Genomic DNA, 17,033 nt, shown 5'->3' with positions numbered 1-17,033 from the left:
GAGCCTCCCCCGTGCACGTCACCACCCTCGACCGCGGCGCGCTCGTCCGCGGCCGGGTCGCGGTCTGCCTGCTCTTCCTGCTCGCCGGCATGGCCGTCGGCACGTGGACGGCGCGGATCCCCGCCATCAAACAGCAACTGGAGCTGAGCGACGGCCGGCTCAGCCTCGCGCTGCTCGGCATCGCCGCCGGAGCGATAGCGGGCATGCAGGCGGTGGGCCGCCTGGTCGACCGCTACGGCAGCGTCAAGGTGATGCTGCCGATGGCCTTCGCGCAGAGCGTCGTGCTGATCCTGCCGGCCCCCATGCCGGACCTCATCACCCTGACGATCTCACTGTTCGCCTTCGGCCTGGTGCACGGCACACTCGACGTGGCGATGAACGCCAACGCCGTCGAGGTCGAGCGGGCCATGGGCCGGCCCCTCATGTCGTCCTTCCACGCGGTGTTCAGCATCGGCGGATTCGCCGGCGCGGCCGTCGGCGGGCTGCTCGCGCACGCCGGCCTCACCCCCGCGGCCACCTTCACCGCCGCGGCCGCCGTCATCGCCGCACTGGCGCTGTGGGCCTCCCGGTGGGCTCTCACGCCACCCGGGGAACCCGCCGCGGAGGCCGTCGCCGGCGGCGCGGCGGCCGGCCGGGGCCGCGGCCTGTTGTTCCTGGGCGTGCTCGGGATCTGCTGCATGATCGGAGAGGGGGCGGCGGCGGACTGGAGCTCGGTCTACCTGCGTGACAACCTCGGCAGCTCGGCCGGGTTCGCCGCGGCGGCCTACGCCGCCTTCTCCATCATGATGACCGCCGGCCGCCTCGCCGGAGACCGGCTGACCATGCTGCTGGGCCCGGTGACGCTGGTGCGCGGCTGCGGCCTGCTGGCCGCCTCGGGGTTCGGCGCCGCCCTGCTGATCAATCATCCGGTGGCCGCGGTGATCGGCTTCGGCTGTTTCGGCGCGGGCCTGTCGTGCATCGTCCCGCAGGTCTTCTCCGCCGCCGGGCGCCGCGATCCGGCCCGTGCCGGGCAGGCGCTGGCCCGGGTGGCGAGCCTGTCCTACGTGGGCTTCCTCAGCGGCCCGGTGCTGATCGGCGGCCTGGCCGAGCTGGTGGGCCTGCCACACGCCCTGGCCGTCCCCGTGCTGCTGGCGGCCTTCGTGGCACTGGCGGCGTCCGCGCTCCGGGCCGAGCCCCTTACAAAGTAGATCAGTTCAGCGGTGCGTGGTCAGGCGACGAACCGGTCGTAGCCGAGCTTGGCCACCATCGCGATCACCACGCACAGCAGGACGGCACGCACGAACCCGGCCCCCCGGCGCAGCGCCATCCGGGCGCCGGCCTGGGCCCCGGCGATGTTGCAGACGGCCATGGCCAGGCCGAGCAGCCACAGCACGTGCCCCTGGTAGGCGAAGACCACCAGGGCGCCCAGGTTCGTACAGGAATTGATGATCTTGGAATGGGCCGAGGCGCTCACGAAGTCCATGCCGAGGACGGTGGTGAAGGCGATGATCAGGAAGGTGCCGGTGCCCGGGCCCAGGATGCCGTCGTAGAAGGCGATCCCGGCACCGGTGACGGCGATCGCGGCCAGGACCCTCGCGCGGGTGCGCAGATGAGGCCGGGGGTGGGCGCCGAACGCCGGGCGGAAGGTGACGAACAGCGCCACGCCCACCAGCGTGACCATGACCAGCGGGATGAGCGCGTCCTTGGAGATCGCCGCCGCCGACGCCGCGCCCAGCCCGGCGGCCACCACCGCGCCCAGCCCGGCGGGGACCACCACCCCGGTCTCGAGCTTGGTGGTCCTGGCGTAGGTCACCGCCGCCGAGGCCGTGCCGAAGATGGCGGCGAACTTGTTGGTGGCCAGCGCCTGCACCGGCGAGAGCCCGGCCATGAGGAGGACGGGGAGCTGCAGCAGCCCTCCCCCGCCGACCACGGCGTCGACCCATCCCGCCCCGGCCGCCGCCACAAGCAACAGGATGATCTGCACCATATCCACGCCGAGCCCCCGAATTACGTGTCCGCCGGGCAGAGCGTACCGACACCTCCCCCGCAGCGGGGAGACGGTCCCTCCCCGGTGGGAGGCGAGCGCCCCGGCGGCCTGGGAGGATCGGGGCGTGAGACGCATCCTGGCCCCGCTGACCAGCCCGTCCACCTACCTGAGGTGGACGTGCCTGATCCTGGGCGGCGCGCTGGCCATGCCGTACGTGATGGTCGGCACGGTGGTCTCCGGGCTGCTGGGCCTGCCGGGGGCGCAGAGCTACACGCTGGTGTCGGCCCAGCCGGTCGTCTTCGCCGGCGTGCTCCCCCTGATCGCGCTGAGCGGGCTGTTCCTGCCGGTACGGGCGCTGGAGCTGACCGCGGCGCGGGGCCTGCTGGACGCCCGGATCGACTACGGCCCGGACCGGCGGGCGCGCACCTGGGCCGAGCGGCGCCGTACCGCGGCCTGGTTCACCCTCCATCTGGGGATCGGCGCGGTGCTGGCGGGGGCGACCCTCGCGCTGGTGCCGTTCGTGGTCTGGCTGTGCCTGCTGCCCCTGCTGGGCGACCGGCTCGGGTTCTTCGGCACGACGCTGGAGGCCGGGTGGAGCAGCGCGTGGGGACCGGCGGCGGCGGTGGCGACGTCGGTGCTGCTGGTCCACGCGGTGGCGGGCGCCGGGGCGCTGCTGGCGCGGCTCGCCCCGGTGCTGCTCGGCCCCACCCCGGCCGACCGGCTGGCGGCGCTGGAGGAGCGGACCCGGCGGCTGGCCACCCGCAACCGGCTCGCCCGCGAGCTGCACGACTCCGTCGGGCACGCGCTCAGCCTGGTGACCATCCAGGCGGGCGCGGCCGGGCGGGTGCTCGACCGCGACCCGGAGGCGGCGCGCGCCGCGCTGGCGGTGATCGAGGAGTCGGCGCGGTCGGCCCTGGAGGACCTGGACCACGTGCTCGGGGTGCTGCGCGAGGAGGAGAGCGGCGGGCGCGCCCCGGCCAGGACCCTGGCCGACCTGCCCGAGCTGGTCCGCTCGACCGGCGCCGTCACCGAGGTCACCGGCGACCTGTCCGCGCTGCCCGCCCTGGTGTCGCGGGAGGCCTACCGGATCGTCCAGGAGGCGCTGACCAACGCGATCCGGCACGGCTGCGGGACGGCCCGGCTGGCGGCGGCCGTACGTGAGGACCACCTGGAGCTGGAGGTGCGCAACCAGATCAGGCAGCGGTCGGGGCGGAGCGGCGGACGGGGGGTGGCGGGCATGCGCGAGCGGGTGACCCTGCTGGGCGGCCACCTGGAGGCCGGGGCGACGGACGGGGAGTGGCGGGTGGCGGCCCGGCTCCCGCTGCGCGGCACCCAGGAGCCCGTCCGGCACTCCCGCCGTAGATCGTGATCAGCTTGCCGGAGTGGGTGGAACGGAGCTCATCGGATCCCCGGTCTCGCGCCGTCCGCCCCGCTCACCTCAGGGCTCTTTCGAGGAAGTCCAGGACGGTCGCGGTGTAGACCCCGGGATCGGTCTTCAGTCCCGTCAGGTGGTCGGCGTCCGGCAGCACGTGCGTCTCGGCTCGGGGATAACGGCCTGCCAGCGCCCGCACCGACGAGGCGGGCAGGATGCGGTCGCGCCCGCCCGACATGAACAGCAGCGGGACGCGCGCGAGCGGGCCGTCCGCCGGCGGCGGCCAGGAGGCGCCGAGCATCGCGGTGGCCAGGGAGCCCAGGGTGCCGGCCACCGCCGCCCGGGGCCCCGGACCGCGCAGCGGGGACGGCAGTGGCAGCCCGCCCGCCTCCAGGAAGTTGCGGAACAGCTGCGGGAGGTCGTCTCCCGGGCCGCTGTCGCAGACGACGGCGTCCACGCCGAACCCCTCACGGGCCAGGGAGTACAGCGACGAGAAGGTGGAGAAGGAGAAGCCGTAGACGGCGAAGCGGGCCGAGCCGTACCCCTCGGCCCGCCTCAGGTGGGTCACCGTCGCGGTGATGTCGTCGGTGAACCGCTCGCCGAGCCCCGTCCGGGCGCGGTCGTGCCCGCTGGCCCCGTGGTTGCGATGGTCGAACAGGCAGACCGTGAAGCCGGCGTCGTGCAGGAACTTCGCGTGCGCGAGGCTCGCCGACTTGCTCAGACCGATGCCGTGTCCGAGCACCACCACCCGGTCCGGCGCCCCCGGGCACAGCCAGGCGTGCAGTCGCCCTCCCCCGCCGAGCGGGATCGCCAGCACTGTGGCGGCCAGCCCGAAGTCCTGCGGCCGCCGATGGTGCCGCCGGCGCGGCGGGTGGAAGAGACGGTAGGCCAGCGCGGCCCCGTACAGCGGCGCGACCGGCGACACCGCCGCCGACAGGATCCGGGCGGCGGGCGACGGGCGCCCCGCCGTGGCACGCCGCCCGGAATCCGGTGCCGGCGTCCCCCCTCCGGGCCGCCGCGCTCCGGCGCGGCCCATGCCGCGGACCACCATGTAGTGGAAGGGGCGGATGACGGCGAAGTAGACAGGTCCCGTCCAGTGGAGGTGCTTGACGACGGTGACCATGCGGAACCGCCTGCGGCCGGGCCCGACCGTTTCGGTGAGGATCGCCAGATAGGCCGCCAGGTGCGAGTCGGTCGCCTCCAGCAGGAGATAGCGGTCCTCCGCCCCTTCGACGACGGTGAAGAACCCGATCTTGCGTCCCGGCGTGAACGGGATCTCCGCCGGCGCCAGGTTCGAGCCCGGCACGACATCGCGATGGGCCAGGCGGAGCAGGCGCGCGAAGACCCTGCGAGCGAGATAGAGGGCCCGCAGCCACCCCGGCGCCCATCCGATGGAGTGTGCGACGAACTCCCGTAGGGTCACCTCTCCCTCGATGCTCTGCACGTCCACGAAGTCCGCGTCGTCGAGCAGGGATCGCAACGCGGGCGGGTCGATGGGCTCGGACATGATCCTCCTTGACCGGCGGGGGTGGGTCCCGGCCGCACCGACGGCCCGGTGCGGCACAGCCGAATAATAGAGAGCTTAATCTAGAATAAATCCACTATTACAGGAGGGGGCATGCGACGGAGCGGAACACCGGCAACGCCGGCACAGCCTCCGCCGTGTGATCAACGGACTGCGATAAGTTACAGATCATCGTCGGACCATCAGATCCTGCCTGACACGGCGCAGGCGGTGGCCGGACTGGTGCGTGTCGCCGCCCGCGGGACCGTGCCGCCCTCCGTGGAGCGACCGCTGACGGAGATCATGCCGTCGGCGCGGCGGTGGCGGCATGAGGGCTCAGCGGACATCGCCGTGCGCGGTGCACGGCGCATGGAACAGGAGAGGCGATGGACGACAGCCTCCTGCAGATACGACGGGGTGACAGGTTCGCTTTCGGCCGCAACTGGAACTCCTTCGTCGACCTCGTCGACGAAGCCCGTATCCACAGCGCGGCCGCCTCGCTGCGGGCGGCCTTGGGCGTCGAGGACCTCACGGGGCGCACCTTCCTCGATGTGGGACCTACGACCTGGTCTACGCCTGGGGCGTCCTGCACCACACCGGAGCCATTGGGCCAGGCGTGTGAGGACCGTGTCCCGTCCGCGTCCGGGCGCGGGGGGAGACAGCGGCGGGGCGCTCACGTAGGTCGCAGCCGTCCGCAGCCGTCCACGGCCGGCCGGACGGGCAGGTGGGTCCGGTGCCAGAGCTCGAACTGCATCAGGACCCAGATGCGGTTGGAGTGATCCCGGCCGGCGGCGTGTTCGGTGAGCAGGCGGGCGACGGCTCGCTGATCGAAGACTCCCCGCCCGCGGGCGGTGGCGTCGGTGAGCACGTCATGGGCCAGAGGGCGCAGCCCCGCCCTGAGCCAGGAGGCCAGCGGCACCCCGAACCCCGTTTTCGGGCGCTCCAGCAGGTGTACGGGCAGCCAGTCCGCCAGGGCATGCTTGAGGAGGTATTTCGTCGTCCCGCCGCAGATCTTCAGCTCGCCGGGCAGACCGGCGGCCCACTCCATCAGGACATGGTCCAGGAAGGGCGAGCGCGCCTCCAGAGAGGAGGCCATCGTGCTGATGTCGGCCTTCACCAGCAGGTCCCCCGGCAGGTAGGTGTTGACGTCGACATCCATGACCCGGGTGAGGTCGCAGCCGGCCGACGACTCCTCGAAGGCCCGCTCGACGATGGCGCCGCTGCGGACGCCCGCCACCCGGCCGCGCTGCCCCGGCGTGTAGATCTCCCGCTTCTGCCTCTCGGTGAAGTAGGACATCAGATGCGTGTATTTGTCGGCCACCGGCAGCCCCGCCAGCTCCATGCCCCACCCCACTCTGCGGGCCAGCGAGCCCTGGCGCGACGCGGCCCGCAGGCGCCTGCCCGCCGCGCCCAGCAATGGAGAGGCGATCGGCGGAACCCACAGCCGGCAGGCCTGCCGCAGCAGCGCGTAGCGGCGGTAGCCGCCGAAGGACTCGTCTCCGCCGTCCCCGTTGAGCACCACCGTCACTTCCTGGCTGCTCATTCTGGCCACCAGGAAGCTGGGGATCGCCGAGGAGTCGGCGAACGGCTCGTCGAAGTGCCGGGCCAAGGTGGGGAGCAGGTCCACAGGAGGAGCAGAGAGCACCAGCTCCGAGTGATCGGTGCCGTAGAGAGCGGCCACCTCTTCGGCATGCTCTCGCTCGTCGAAACCGGTCTCGTCGAAGCCGATACAGAAAGTGCGGACCGGGCGGGACGATTGCCGCGCCATCGCCGCGACGACCGCCGAGGAGTCGATCCCCCGACAGGAAGGCGCCGATCGGGCGCTCGCCGATCATCCGCAGCCGGGTCGCCTCCAGCAGCAGCCCGCGCAGCCGCTCGGCCTCCTCCTCCACAGCGGCGACCGGCCGGGGAGTGGCGTCCAGCCGCCAGTAGCGGTCGACACGTACGTGGCCGTCCTGCCACACCAGAGTCGAACCTGGCGGGAGCTTGCCGATGCCCTCGAAAATCGACCAGGGGGCCGGGACGTACTGGAACGTCAGGTAGTGGTGGAGGGCGACCGGGTCGATCTCACCGCGCCACCGGGGGTCGTGGATCATCGCCTTCAGCTCGGAGGCGAAGCGCAGCGTACCGGAACGTATCCCCCAGTAGAGCGGCTTCTTGCCCACTCGGTCGCGGGCCAGCAGCAGTCTGCGTCTGTTCCCGTCCCACAGGGCGAAGGCGAACATGCCGCGCAGCCGGTGCACAAGGGCGTCCCCGTGCTCTTCGTACAGGTGGACCAGACATTCGGAATCGCCGTTCGCGACCAGACGGTGCCCCTTGGCCAGCAGTTCGGCACGCAGTTCGGCGAAGTTGTAGATCTCCCCGTTGAACACCGCGACGACCATGCCGTCCTCGCTGTAAACGGGCTGATCGCCATCGGCCACGTCGACGACGGCCAGGCGGCGCGTCCCCAGCACGGCCGAAGGCTCGACGTGCAGGCCACTGCCGTCAGGGCCGCGGTGCGCGATCGTTTCGCACATGGCGCGGACCGTCTCCGGATCCACCCCTCCCAGGCAGACGGCGCCGGCTATCCCGCACATCGCTCTTCCAGAAGGCGCCGGTACAGAACCAGATGCCGGCTGATCATGGAGTGTACGCCGAGGTTGTCCAGCGCCCAGTCGCGTGCGGCCAGGCCGAGGGAGGCGCTCAGGTCGGGGTCGCGCAACACGCGCTCCAGGGCGCCGGTCAGTGCATGGGAATCGGCGGGGGGGACCAGCAGGCCACGTCCGCTCAACAGCTCGCAGGTCCCGCCCACCGCGGTGGCCACGATCGGCTTGCCCGCCGCCATCGCCTCCATGACCGCGTTGCTCATCCCCACGTACAGGGAGGCGAGGACCACCACCGACGCCCGGTTCAACAGGGCCTCGACATCCCTGCGCAAGCCCAGCAGCCGCAGGTCCACGCCGGAGTCCGCCGCCTGCCGCAGCAGGGCCCCGCGTTCGGGTCCCTCGCCCGCGAGCACCAGCGTGCCCAGCGTGCCCCGAGCGGCCAGCAGTGCGACGGCATCGATGAGAAAACGGTGCCCTTTGTGTGCTTTCAGATCGGCCACACAGCACACGATCGGCAGATAGGTGACGATCCGCGCCGGTGGGCTGAGAGAGAAGACGGTCGGCCGGATGCCGTCTCCGTCGACGGGCTCACCCTTCAACTACTCTTCACTTTCATGATCTTGCTTTGAGTGATCATGACTGGTGGGCGAAGGGCGGCCATGGCCGGTGTACGTGTCGCAGAAGGATGGCGAATGCGTTACATACGGCAATGCCCATGGCGCCGCCGGAGACCGGTATCGGCAGGCCGCCGCCCCGGAAGCCGGGCCCGACGCGCTGCGCGTGGTGCTCTTCCGGATGAGGGCGGCCCGCCGGGCCGGTGCGCGCCGGGCGGGCAGCCGGCTCTCACCCGGCCTCCAGCGGATCCCAGCCGTGGGCGTAGCGCAGCAGGGACCGGGCGAGGTCGGCGTTGCCCGCCGCCCACACGTCGTCGAACAGGAACCACTGCTGGTGACCGAAGAAGTCGTTCATGTGGATCGACATCTGGGCCAGGTGGCGGGAGTGCCGGACGAGGGTCCGATCCGGGTCGCGGCCCTGCTCCAGCTCGGCGGTCTCCAGCAGCCGCATGGAGCCCTCGTGGAGGGGGCGGTGCTCCCCGATGAGGGCCTGCTCCATGTCCGGCCACCGGTTGCAGCGGTCCAGCGCGGGGCCGATCCCGCCGTCGCCGGGGGCCGTCAGCGCGCGGAGCACCGTCAGCTCCCGCGGCCAGCCGCTGCCGGGGTCGAGTGCCCGCAGGTGGGCCGCGAGCTCCGGCAGCCGGACGCCGGGGAAGGACCACGGGGTCAGCCAGCCGATGCTCTCGCTGTCGCAGAAGGTCAGCAGGACCGCGTAGGTGGTGCCCGCTCCCCCGGGCCGGGCCGGCGCGAGCTCCTCGACCGGGACCGGCGAGGCGAACGGGGCGGGCTCCGCCCCGCCGACGGTCTCGGGCAGCGGCCAGCCGTCGTGCGCCAGATAGGCCAGGCGGTCGGCGCGGGCCCGCACGAGGGAGTCGTCGAGGAAGAAGTAGGCGAGCTCGACCTCGTCGTCGTCGGTCAGCACCCGCACGCTCTGCTCGTCGGCCCGCACCTCGCCCTCGACGTAGAGATGCCGTTGCAGGAGGTCGCGGAGCTCCTGCCAGGTGCCCGGGGCCGCGATCCCGTCCCGGCGGGCGGCCTCGAAGATCGTGCCGAACCCGTAGACCGGCCCGCCCAGCTCGGCCGCGATCCACGCCTCGGTGTCGTGCCCCTCCCGCACCACCGCCGCCCAGCCGCGGCGGAACCAGTCGAGCACCGTGGCGTCGGGCAGACGGCGGACCCGCTTGCTGAGCGGGCCCTCGTAATGACTGCGGTAGATGAAGAGGGTCATGCCGCCAAGATTCCAGAGGCCTCCGACAATCCTCGGGCGGGCGGCGGAGGCCGGGTACGGCGGAGCGCCCCGGCCCCGCGGCGGGCTCCGGTCAGGCCGTGCGGAGCCAGACGGCGGTGTCGGACGGCAGCTCCCCGGCGTCGCCGAGCGGGCCGCTGGCCAGCAGCACGGCGTCGTGGGGCGGCAGTCCCACCGGCCCGGCGCCGAGGTTGACCACGCAGGTGAGGCCGGACTCGCGGGTGAAGGCCAGCACGTCGTCGCCGGCGTCGATCCAGCTCATGGTGCCGTCGCCGAGCTCCTCGCGGCGGATGCGCAGGGCGGCGCGGTAGAGGTTGAGCATCGAGCCCAGATCCGCTCCCTGGGCCTCGACGGTGACCTTCTTCCACGCCTCCGGCTGCGGCAGCCACGACGGCCCGGCGCCGAAGCCGAACGGCGCCTCGTCTCCCGACCAGGGCAGCGGCACGCGGCAGCCGTCGCGGCCCGGGACGGTGTGCCCGGAACGGTGCCACATCGGGTCCTGGCGGAGCTCGTCGGGGATGTCGTCGACCTCGGCGAGGCCGAGCTCCTCGCCCTGGTAGACGTAGACGCTGCCGGGCAGGGCCATGGCTAGCAGCGCCGCCGCCCTGGCCCGGCGGTGACCGAGTTCGAGGTCGGAGGGCGCCCCGTCCCGGCGGTCGCCGTGGTCCCAGGAGGTGTCGGCCCTGCCGTACCGCGTGACCACCCGGGCGACGTCGTGGTTGGACAGCACCCAGGTCGCCGGGGCGCCGAGCGGCCGGTGCGTGGCCAGGGTCTGCCGGATCGACTCACGCAGCGCGGCCGGGTCCCACGGGCAGCCCAGGAAGTCGAAGTTGAAGGCGGTGTGCAGCTCGTCGGGGCGCAGGTAGCGGGCGAAGCGCTCCTGGTCGGGGAACCAGACCTCGCCGACCAGGAGCCGCCCGTCGTACTCGTCGGACAGGCGCCGCCAGCTCCGGTAGACCTCGTGCACCTCGGGGAGGTCGGTGTAGCCGTCGGGGTCGCCGCCGTCGAAGTCCTTGACCAGCACGGCGGCCGAGTCGATCCGGATGCCGTCGACGCCGCGGTCGAACCAGAACCGCAGCACGTCGTGGAACTCCTGGTGGACCTCCGGGTTGGTCCAGTTGAAGTCGGGCTGCTCGGGCGCGAACAGGTGGAGGTACCACTGCCCGTCGGGGACCTGCGTCCAGGCCGGGCCGCCGAAGATGGACTTCCAGTCGCCCGGCTCGTCCCTGAACCAGAACCGTTCCCTGGCCGCCGACCCCGGTCCGGCGGCCAGCGCCTCCTGGAACCACGCGCTCCGGTCGGAGCTGTGGTTGGGCACCACGTCGATGACGACGCGGATGCCCAGCTCGTGGGCCTCCTCGATGAACTTCTCCGCCTCGGCGAGCGTGCCGAAGGACGGTTCGATGTCACGGTAGTCGGCGACGTCGTAGCCGCCGTCGGCCATCGGTGAGGGATACCAGGGGTTGAGCCAGATCGCGTCGACTCCCAGGCCGGAGAGGTACGGCAGGCGGGCCCGCAGGCCCGCGAGGTCGCCGATCCCGTCGCCGTTGCCGTCGGCGAAGCTCCGCAGATAGACCTGGTAGATCGCGGCTCCCCGCCACCACGTTTCAGACATGCTGGGACAACTCCTTGTGATTGAAGGTGGGTGACGAGGTCAGCCCTTGAGGCTGCCGGCGGTCAGGCCGGCCATGATGCTGCGCTGGAAGACGAAGAAGACGATGATGGCGGGCAGACTGGCGATCACCAGTGCGGCGATGAGAACGTTCTGCGGCATCTGGGCCGACAGTGAGGCGATGCCCACGCTGATGGACATGTTCTCGCTGTCCGGCAGCACGAGCAGCGGCCAGACGAAGTCCTTCCAGCAGGTGACCACCGAGAGGATGGACACCACGCCGATGATCGGCCGGGACACCGGCAGCACGATCGACCACAGGATCCGCGCCGGGGAGGCGCCGTCGATCTGGGCCGCCTCCAGCAGTTCCCTGGGGATCGAGTCGAAGAAGCGTTTGAGCAGGAAGACGTTGAACCCGTTGGCCGCCGCGGGGAGCCAGATCGCCCACGGCGTGTTCAGCAGGTCCCAGCCGAAGATCGGCAGATCCTTGACCGTCAGGTAGGCGGGCAGCAGGATCACCATCGGCGGGATCATCAGCGTGGCCAGCATCATGCCCAGGACCAGCTTGCCCAGCACGGGCCGCAGCTTGGACAGGGCGTAGGCGGCCGTGACGTCGACGGCCAGCGTGAACAGCAGGGCGCCGCTGGCGTACAGGAGTGTGTTGCCGAGGAACCGGCCCAGGTTGAGCTGGTCCCACGCCTCGGCGTAGACCTCGAAGTCGAGCGACTCGGGGAAGAAGCCGGGCGGCATCTGGGCCAGCTCCTCGGGCGACCTCAGCGCGCCGGTGACCATCCAGTAGAGCGGGAAGACGAAGGCCGCGGTGAAGCTCACCACCACCGCGACCAGCACGATCCAGTAGATCACCCGTCCGCGGGGGGATTTCAGCGTGTGCGGGGAGACCACGCCGCGGAACTGCGGCGTGACCTCTTCGGGCCGCCTGCGGGCGCCGCGCCGGGCTCTGCTGGAAGTGGGTTCCGGCCGCGGGGCCGGAGTCGGGGGGCTCGGTTGAACGGTGACGTCCGACATGGGTGCTACAGCCTCCCTAGCTCTGGTTGTCCCGCGAGATACGCAGGTAGAAGGCGGAGAACACCATCAGCACGATCATGAGCATCAGCCCCAGCGCGCCGCCGGCGCCGAAGTCGCCGAAGTTGAAGGCGTACTGGTACATCAGGTAGGCGACGGTGAGCGTCGCGTTCTCCGGGCCGCCGCCGGTCATCAGGTACGGCTCGATGAAGACCTGCATGGTGGCGACGATCTGCAGCAGCAGCATCACCAGCAGGATGAGCTTGGTCTGCGGGATCGTGACGTGCCAGACCCGCTTGAAGAGGCCGGCCCCGTCCAGCTCGGCGGCCTCGTACAGCTCGCCCGGGATGCTCTGCAGCGCCGCGAGGTAGATCAGGGTCCCGGTCCCCATGTTCATCCAGGTGGAGACGGCCACCAGGGAGATCAGCGCGGTGTCGGTGGAGTCCAGCCAGCTCAGCGCCGGGATGTTCACCAGGTCCAGGATCTGGTTGAACAGGCCGGGGCCCGGGTCGTAGAACCACTTGAACAGCAGCACTCCGACGGCCGGCGGCAGCATCACCGGCAGGTACACCACGAACCTCAGGTAGGCCTTCGCGTGCCGCAGCTCGTTGAGGATGATCGCCGCCACGAACGGCACGACGTAGCCGAAGGCGAGCGCCAGGCCGGTGAACGCGGCGGTGTTGATCCAGGCGTCGGCGAAGGCCGAGTCGTCGATCACCGTGCGGAAGTTGTCCAGCCCCACCCAGGTGGGCTCGTCGACGAAGTTCGTCTGCTGGAAGCTGAGAATGATCTCCCGCACCATCGGGTACCAGGAGAAGAACGCGAAGCAGATCAGCGCCCCGCAGAGGAATCCGTAGGCCGTAAGGTTACGCCGCAGGCCGCGCCGGAACCCCCCCGGGTTCCGGCGCCGTGATCCCTTCACGGTCATTGTGGTCATCGGTCGACTTCCGATCTCGACGTCTGGCGGGGTGCCGGCCGACGGGCCGGCACCCCGGGTACCGGAGGGGTCAGCTGGACTTGGCCAGCACCTTGTTGGCCTTGGCCTCGGCATCGGCGAGCAGCTGGTCGATGTCGGCGTCCTGCCTGGTCAGCACCGCCGACATGGCCACGTCGAGGATGGCGTACAGCTCCTGGGCCTTCGGCGGCTCGATCTTGTTCTGGATCGTCGCGGAGGCCTCCGCGTAGGGGGCGAAGTGCTCCACCGGCACGGTGGCGAACTTCTTGCGCGTCTCGACGATCTGCTTGCCGGGGGCGGTGTCGCCGTACAGGTCCGGGGTGGGCAGGCCGACCGGACGGCCCTGGCCCTTGTTCCGCTCGTAGTCGAACTGTCCCTGGTCCGGGGTCAGCTCGTGGAACTCCAGCCAGAGGAGACCGGCCCTGATCTTCTCCGGCGTCGCCTTGGGGTTGAACAGGTAGCCGTCGCCGCCGCTCAGCGAGGCCTTGGCCTCCGGCAGCGCCGTCACGCCGTAGTCGTCGAACTTGCCCTTGAAGTCGTTGTTGACCGACTGGACGACGTCGGGGGCGCCGATCATCATGCCGAGCTTGCCGCCGCCCATCATGCGCATCAGGTCCTCCCACTGCAGGAGCTGCTTGGCGCCCATGCTGTTGTCGGTCCAGCGCATCTTCTTGAGATTCTCCAGGACGGCCTTGCCCTCGGGGCTGTTGAAGGCGGCTGTCTTGCCGTCGGGGCCGACCATCTCGCCGCCACGGCCGTACAGGGACGCGGTGAAGTGCCAGCCGCCGGTGTTGCCCGCGCTGTACTCGCCGAACCCGACGTGGCCGGGGCCGAGCGCGGCGATCTTCTTGGCCGCCTCCTGCACCTCGGCCCAGGTCTTGGGCGGGCTGTTGGGGTCCAGGCCGGCCTGGGTGAACAGCTTGCGGTTGTAGACCAGGCCGGTGGAGTAGTTGGTCCTGGGCAGGCCGTAGGTCTTGTCACCGTTCTTGAAGACGCTCATGACGTCGGGCCGCAGGTCGCCCAGCCTGGTGACGCTGCTGACATACGGGCTGATGTCGGCCGCCTGACCGGCAGCGATGATCTTCTGGACGTCGGTGAAGTAGACGTAGAAGACATCTTCCATCGTGCCGCCGGCCAGCTTGGCCTGGAAGGTGTCCGGGTTGATGCAGGGGAAGGCGTCCTTGCTCTCGATCGTGATGTTCGGGTGCAGCTTCTGGAACGCGGCGACGTCCTCGTCCCACGCCGTGCGCTCCAGCGGATTGCTCTTGGGGGGTTGGCAGCCCACGGTGATCGTGACCGGGGCGTCGGCGGCCGTGGTGCCCGGCTTGGTGTCGGCGGCCTTCTGGGCACCGCTGTCACTGCCGCAACCCGCGGCGGTGAGGACGATGCCCGCGGCGAGCAGCATCGAGAGGTTGCGGGGTTTCATGGGGGACTCCTTGGCGGGTCGGTTGCGAGAAACATATAGAGACGCGCAGGACCCAGCAAGAGCTCGTCATACGTGATGCAAAAAAGTGACAGTGAGCTATCCGTCGCTGTGCCGGGGCTCCCGGGCCGCGGCCGGCCACCGCGGCCGTCAGGCCGGCACGGGCCTGCGGCCGACCGGGGGCGGCGGCGTGGACCCCCCTCGACGGGAGTCCTCGGCGCACTCCAGGCCGTGGGCCGCGGCGTAGGCGGAGAACGCCTCCACCTTGCGGCGCGAGGGCATGTGGTCCGGAGAGCCCAGCACCATCCCGATCTTCTCGGCCACCTCGGCAAGCCTGCGCATCATGGCCGCAACCATACGACATGCTTCGCAAAAATTTGCATAGCTTTTGCGGTCGAATGTCGCACCGCCCAGGCGCACGCGCCTCAGGGTGCCGCAGGGCGGTGTCCCCCGCCCGGCCGGCTGTGACCATCTGGCCTGGAATGGGTTTCCGATACTTTTTCGGAGGCCCGCCCACTACAGGAGGCGCCGGACCGATCCAGGTTGACAGAGACCCTTCTTGCTGAAATGACCTAGGTCAGCCAATTTTTTGTGGCATCATGATGAAACATTGCGGATATCTGGCTGTCATTCCGCAGTGAGGCCATCGCCCGATTCCGCTTCCCCGCCAGGGTGGCAACCTCGCTCCCCCGGTCATGGCGGCGGCCCCGGCGCCGGTCACCGATCCGCCGCCCGGCCGCACCGTTTGAGACCGGCCCGGGGAGGAAGTCCCTACCTGCGGAGGCCACGAGGACGGGAGAGACATGACGGAACGGCTGGTGGTGATCGGAGGCGACGCCGCCGGACTGAGCGCGGCGTCGCAGGCGCGGGCCAGGCGCGATCCGCGGGACCTGCGGATAGTCGCCTTCGAGAAGGGCCGGCACGCCTCCTACTCCGCGTGCGGGATCCCCTATCTGGTGGGTGGGGAGGTCTCCGGTCCGCAGGATCTGATCGCGCGGCGGCCCGAGGTCTTCCGCGACGACCTGGCCATCGACCTGCGGCTGCGCAGCGAGGTCACCGAGATCGACCTCGGCCGCCGGGCGGTGGCCGTCCACGACCACCAGGCCGGACGCCGCTACTGGGAGCCGTTCGACCAGCTCGTCATCGCGACCGGCGGCCTGCCGCACCGCCCCGATCTGCCCGGCGCGCGGGCCGGGGGCGTGTACGGCGTGCAGACCCTCGACGACGGCATCGCCCTGCTGCGGGCCCTGGAGGCCCCCGAGCCCGGCCGTCCGCGCAGCGCCGTGGTGGTGGGCGCCGGATACATCGGGCTGGAGATGGCCGAGGCCCTGGTCCGGCGGGGGCTGGAGGTGTCGCTCATCGACGCGGGCGAGCAGCCGATGGGCACGCTCGACCCGGACATGGGCGCCCTGGTCGCCGACGCCCTGCGCGGCCTGGGGGTCAAGGTGTTCCTCGGCGAGCGCGTCGAGGGCTTCTCCGAGTCCGGCGGGCGGGTGGTCGCGGTCCACACCGGGAGCCGGCGCCTCCAAGCGGACCTGGTCGTCCTCGGTCTCGGCACCCACCCGGACACGGCCCTGGCCGAGGCGGCGGGCGTCCCGGTCGGCGGCACCCGGGGGATCCGGACCGACCGGCGGATGCGCACCGCGGCCGAGGGGGTCTGGGCGGCCGGCGACTGCGTGGAGACCTTCCACCTGGTCTCGCGGCGGCCGGTCGCGATCGCGCTCGGCACCCACGCCAACAAGCAGGGGCGCGCCGCGGGCATCAACATCGGCGGCGGGTACGCGAGCTTCCCCGGCGTGGTCGGGACGGCGGTGTCGAAGATCTGCGAGTACGAGGTGGCGCGGACCGGCCTGACCACGGCCGAGGCGGCCGAGGCCGGGTTCGAGACGGTCGAGGAGGTCGTGGAGTCCACCACCCGCGCCGGCTACTACCCCGGCGCGCGGGAGATGCGGACCAAGATGATCGCCGACCGCCGGACCGGCCGGCTCCTGGGCGCCCAGATCGTCGGGCGGGAGGGCGCGGCCAAGCGCATCGACGTCCTGGCCGTCGCCGTCTGGCACGGGATGACCGTGGAGGAGATGACCGGGCTCGACCTGTCATACGCTCCCCCGTTCGCCCCGGTGTGGGACCCCGTGCTGATCGCCGCGCGCAAGACGGCCGAACGCGTCGAGCGGCTCGGCGGGCGTGCCTGACACCTGAGGCCGGGGGCTCCGTTACGGCCCCTTCCATCCCTTCCCGGGGCCACTCCGGCCTCGAGAAGGGAAATCTGGAGGGGCATGGTTGGGCTGGTTCAGAGCGGGAAAGGGCGAAGAATCCCAACCCGATCCCGACAAGGAGTCACAATGCTCACATTGACCGACACCGCGGCCCAGGTGATCCGGGACCTCAGCTCTCAGGTAGCCGAATCCACCGACACCGGTGTCCGTATCTCCTCACAGGCCGACGGCTCGGGGTCCCTGCTGCTGTCGGTGGTGGACGGACCGCAGACCGACGACAAGGTGGTCGAGTCGGAAGGGGCCAGGATCTTCCTGGATCCCACCGCGGCGGACATGCTCGACGACAAGGCCCTCGACGCGGACATCGACGAGGGAGGATCGGTGGCCTTCATGGTCACCGAACAACACCCCTGACCCCGGCCGAGACATGCGCGGCCCCGGCCTCATCGGCCGGGGCGCAGGCCCTGACGCCCCGAACGCCCCGGCGTCCCGGACCAGGCGCCGGGCCGCCGGG

14 protein-coding genes and 1 pseudogene are annotated in these 17,033 nt (G+C 71.2%); 4 read left to right on the top strand and 11 right to left on the bottom strand.

What is annotated here, in order from left to right; all coding sequences use genetic code 11:
• Positions 1-11 precede the first annotated feature (11 nt).
• Complete coding sequence (locus tag ACZ6R6_RS35220) at positions 12-1,187, top strand: MFS transporter (RefSeq protein ID WP_470100762.1); 1,176 nt, start codon at positions 12-14, stop codon at positions 1,185-1,187.
• Between the two features lie 20 nt (positions 1,188-1,207).
• Here the strand turns inward: ACZ6R6_RS35220 and ACZ6R6_RS35215 are convergent, their stop codons facing one another.
• Positions 1,208-1,966 carry a TSUP family transporter gene (locus tag ACZ6R6_RS35215; RefSeq protein WP_470100760.1) on the bottom strand — a complete coding sequence of 253 codons (759 nt, stop codon included), beginning with the start codon at positions 1,964-1,966 and terminating at the stop codon, positions 1,208-1,210.
• A gap of 124 nt (positions 1,967-2,090) precedes the next feature.
• On the opposite strand from ACZ6R6_RS35215, the gene ACZ6R6_RS35210 reads away from it, so the two are divergent.
• The gene (locus ACZ6R6_RS35210; RefSeq protein ID WP_470100758.1) at positions 2,091-3,335 is read left to right on the top strand and encodes a sensor histidine kinase; all 1,245 of its coding nucleotides are present in this window, start codon (positions 2,091-2,093) and stop codon (positions 3,333-3,335) included.
• Between the two features lie 64 nt (positions 3,336-3,399).
• On the opposite strand, the gene ACZ6R6_RS35205 is transcribed toward ACZ6R6_RS35210, so the two are convergent.
• The 10 genes and pseudogenes from ACZ6R6_RS35205 to ACZ6R6_RS35160 form a co-directional block, all read right to left on the bottom strand.
• Complete coding sequence (locus ACZ6R6_RS35205) at positions 3,400-4,845, bottom strand: alpha/beta fold hydrolase (RefSeq protein WP_470100756.1); 1,446 nt, start codon at positions 4,843-4,845, stop codon at positions 3,400-3,402.
• Between the two features lie 670 nt (positions 4,846-5,515).
• Complete coding sequence (locus ACZ6R6_RS35200; RefSeq protein ID WP_470100815.1) at positions 5,516-6,637, bottom strand: asparagine synthetase B family protein; 1,122 nt, start codon at positions 6,635-6,637, stop codon at positions 5,516-5,518.
• A 310-nt stretch (positions 6,638-6,947) separates the two neighbouring features.
• Positions 6,948-7,361: pseudogene (locus ACZ6R6_RS35195) on the bottom strand (asparagine synthase (glutamine-hydrolyzing)); the annotation flags it as partial.
• 47 nt (positions 7,362-7,408) lie between these two features.
• Positions 7,409-8,029, bottom strand: coding sequence for a glycosyltransferase (locus tag ACZ6R6_RS35190; protein WP_470100755.1), 621 nt, complete (start codon positions 8,027-8,029; stop codon positions 7,409-7,411).
• Positions 8,030-8,273: 244 nt separating this feature from the next.
• Positions 8,274-9,272 (bottom strand): hypothetical protein, encoded by a 999-nt coding sequence (locus tag ACZ6R6_RS35185; RefSeq protein WP_470100753.1) that lies wholly within the window; start codon positions 9,270-9,272, stop codon positions 8,274-8,276.
• Between the two features lie 91 nt (positions 9,273-9,363).
• Complete coding sequence (locus ACZ6R6_RS35180; protein WP_470100751.1) at positions 9,364-10,905, bottom strand: glycoside hydrolase family 13 protein; 1,542 nt, start codon at positions 10,903-10,905, stop codon at positions 9,364-9,366.
• Between the two features lie 39 nt (positions 10,906-10,944).
• Positions 10,945-11,928, bottom strand: a complete 984-nt coding sequence (locus tag ACZ6R6_RS35175) for a carbohydrate ABC transporter permease (RefSeq protein WP_470100749.1) — start codon at positions 11,926-11,928, stop codon at positions 10,945-10,947.
• A 16-nt stretch (positions 11,929-11,944) separates the two neighbouring features.
• Positions 11,945-12,862, bottom strand: a complete 918-nt coding sequence (locus tag ACZ6R6_RS35170) for a carbohydrate ABC transporter permease (protein WP_470100747.1) — start codon at positions 12,860-12,862, stop codon at positions 11,945-11,947.
• Between the two features lie 70 nt (positions 12,863-12,932).
• Entirely contained in the window at positions 12,933-14,306 is a 1,374-nt protein-coding gene (locus ACZ6R6_RS35165) for an ABC transporter substrate-binding protein (protein WP_470100745.1), read from the bottom strand.
• Positions 14,307-14,453: 147 nt separating this feature from the next.
• Entirely contained in the window at positions 14,454-14,648 is a 195-nt protein-coding gene (locus ACZ6R6_RS35160; protein ID WP_470100744.1) for a hypothetical protein, read from the bottom strand.
• 458 nt (positions 14,649-15,106) lie between these two features.
• Between ACZ6R6_RS35160 and ACZ6R6_RS35155 the strand changes: the two genes are divergently transcribed.
• Both ACZ6R6_RS35155 and ACZ6R6_RS35150 read left to right on the top strand, forming a co-directional pair.
• Positions 15,107-16,495, top strand: a complete 1,389-nt coding sequence (locus tag ACZ6R6_RS35155; protein WP_470100742.1) for an FAD-dependent oxidoreductase — start codon at positions 15,107-15,109, stop codon at positions 16,493-16,495.
• 150 nt (positions 16,496-16,645) lie between these two features.
• Positions 16,646-16,933, top strand: a complete 288-nt coding sequence (locus ACZ6R6_RS35150) for a Fe-S cluster assembly protein HesB (RefSeq protein ID WP_470100740.1) — start codon at positions 16,646-16,648, stop codon at positions 16,931-16,933.
• Positions 16,934-17,033 lie beyond the last annotated feature (100 nt).

The sequence above is a fragment of the Streptosporangium sp. NPDC048886 genome (genome assembly GCF_055586905.1).
Note: the sequence above shows the minus strand (reverse complement) of the source record. Positions and strands in the feature narration are given on the sequence as shown.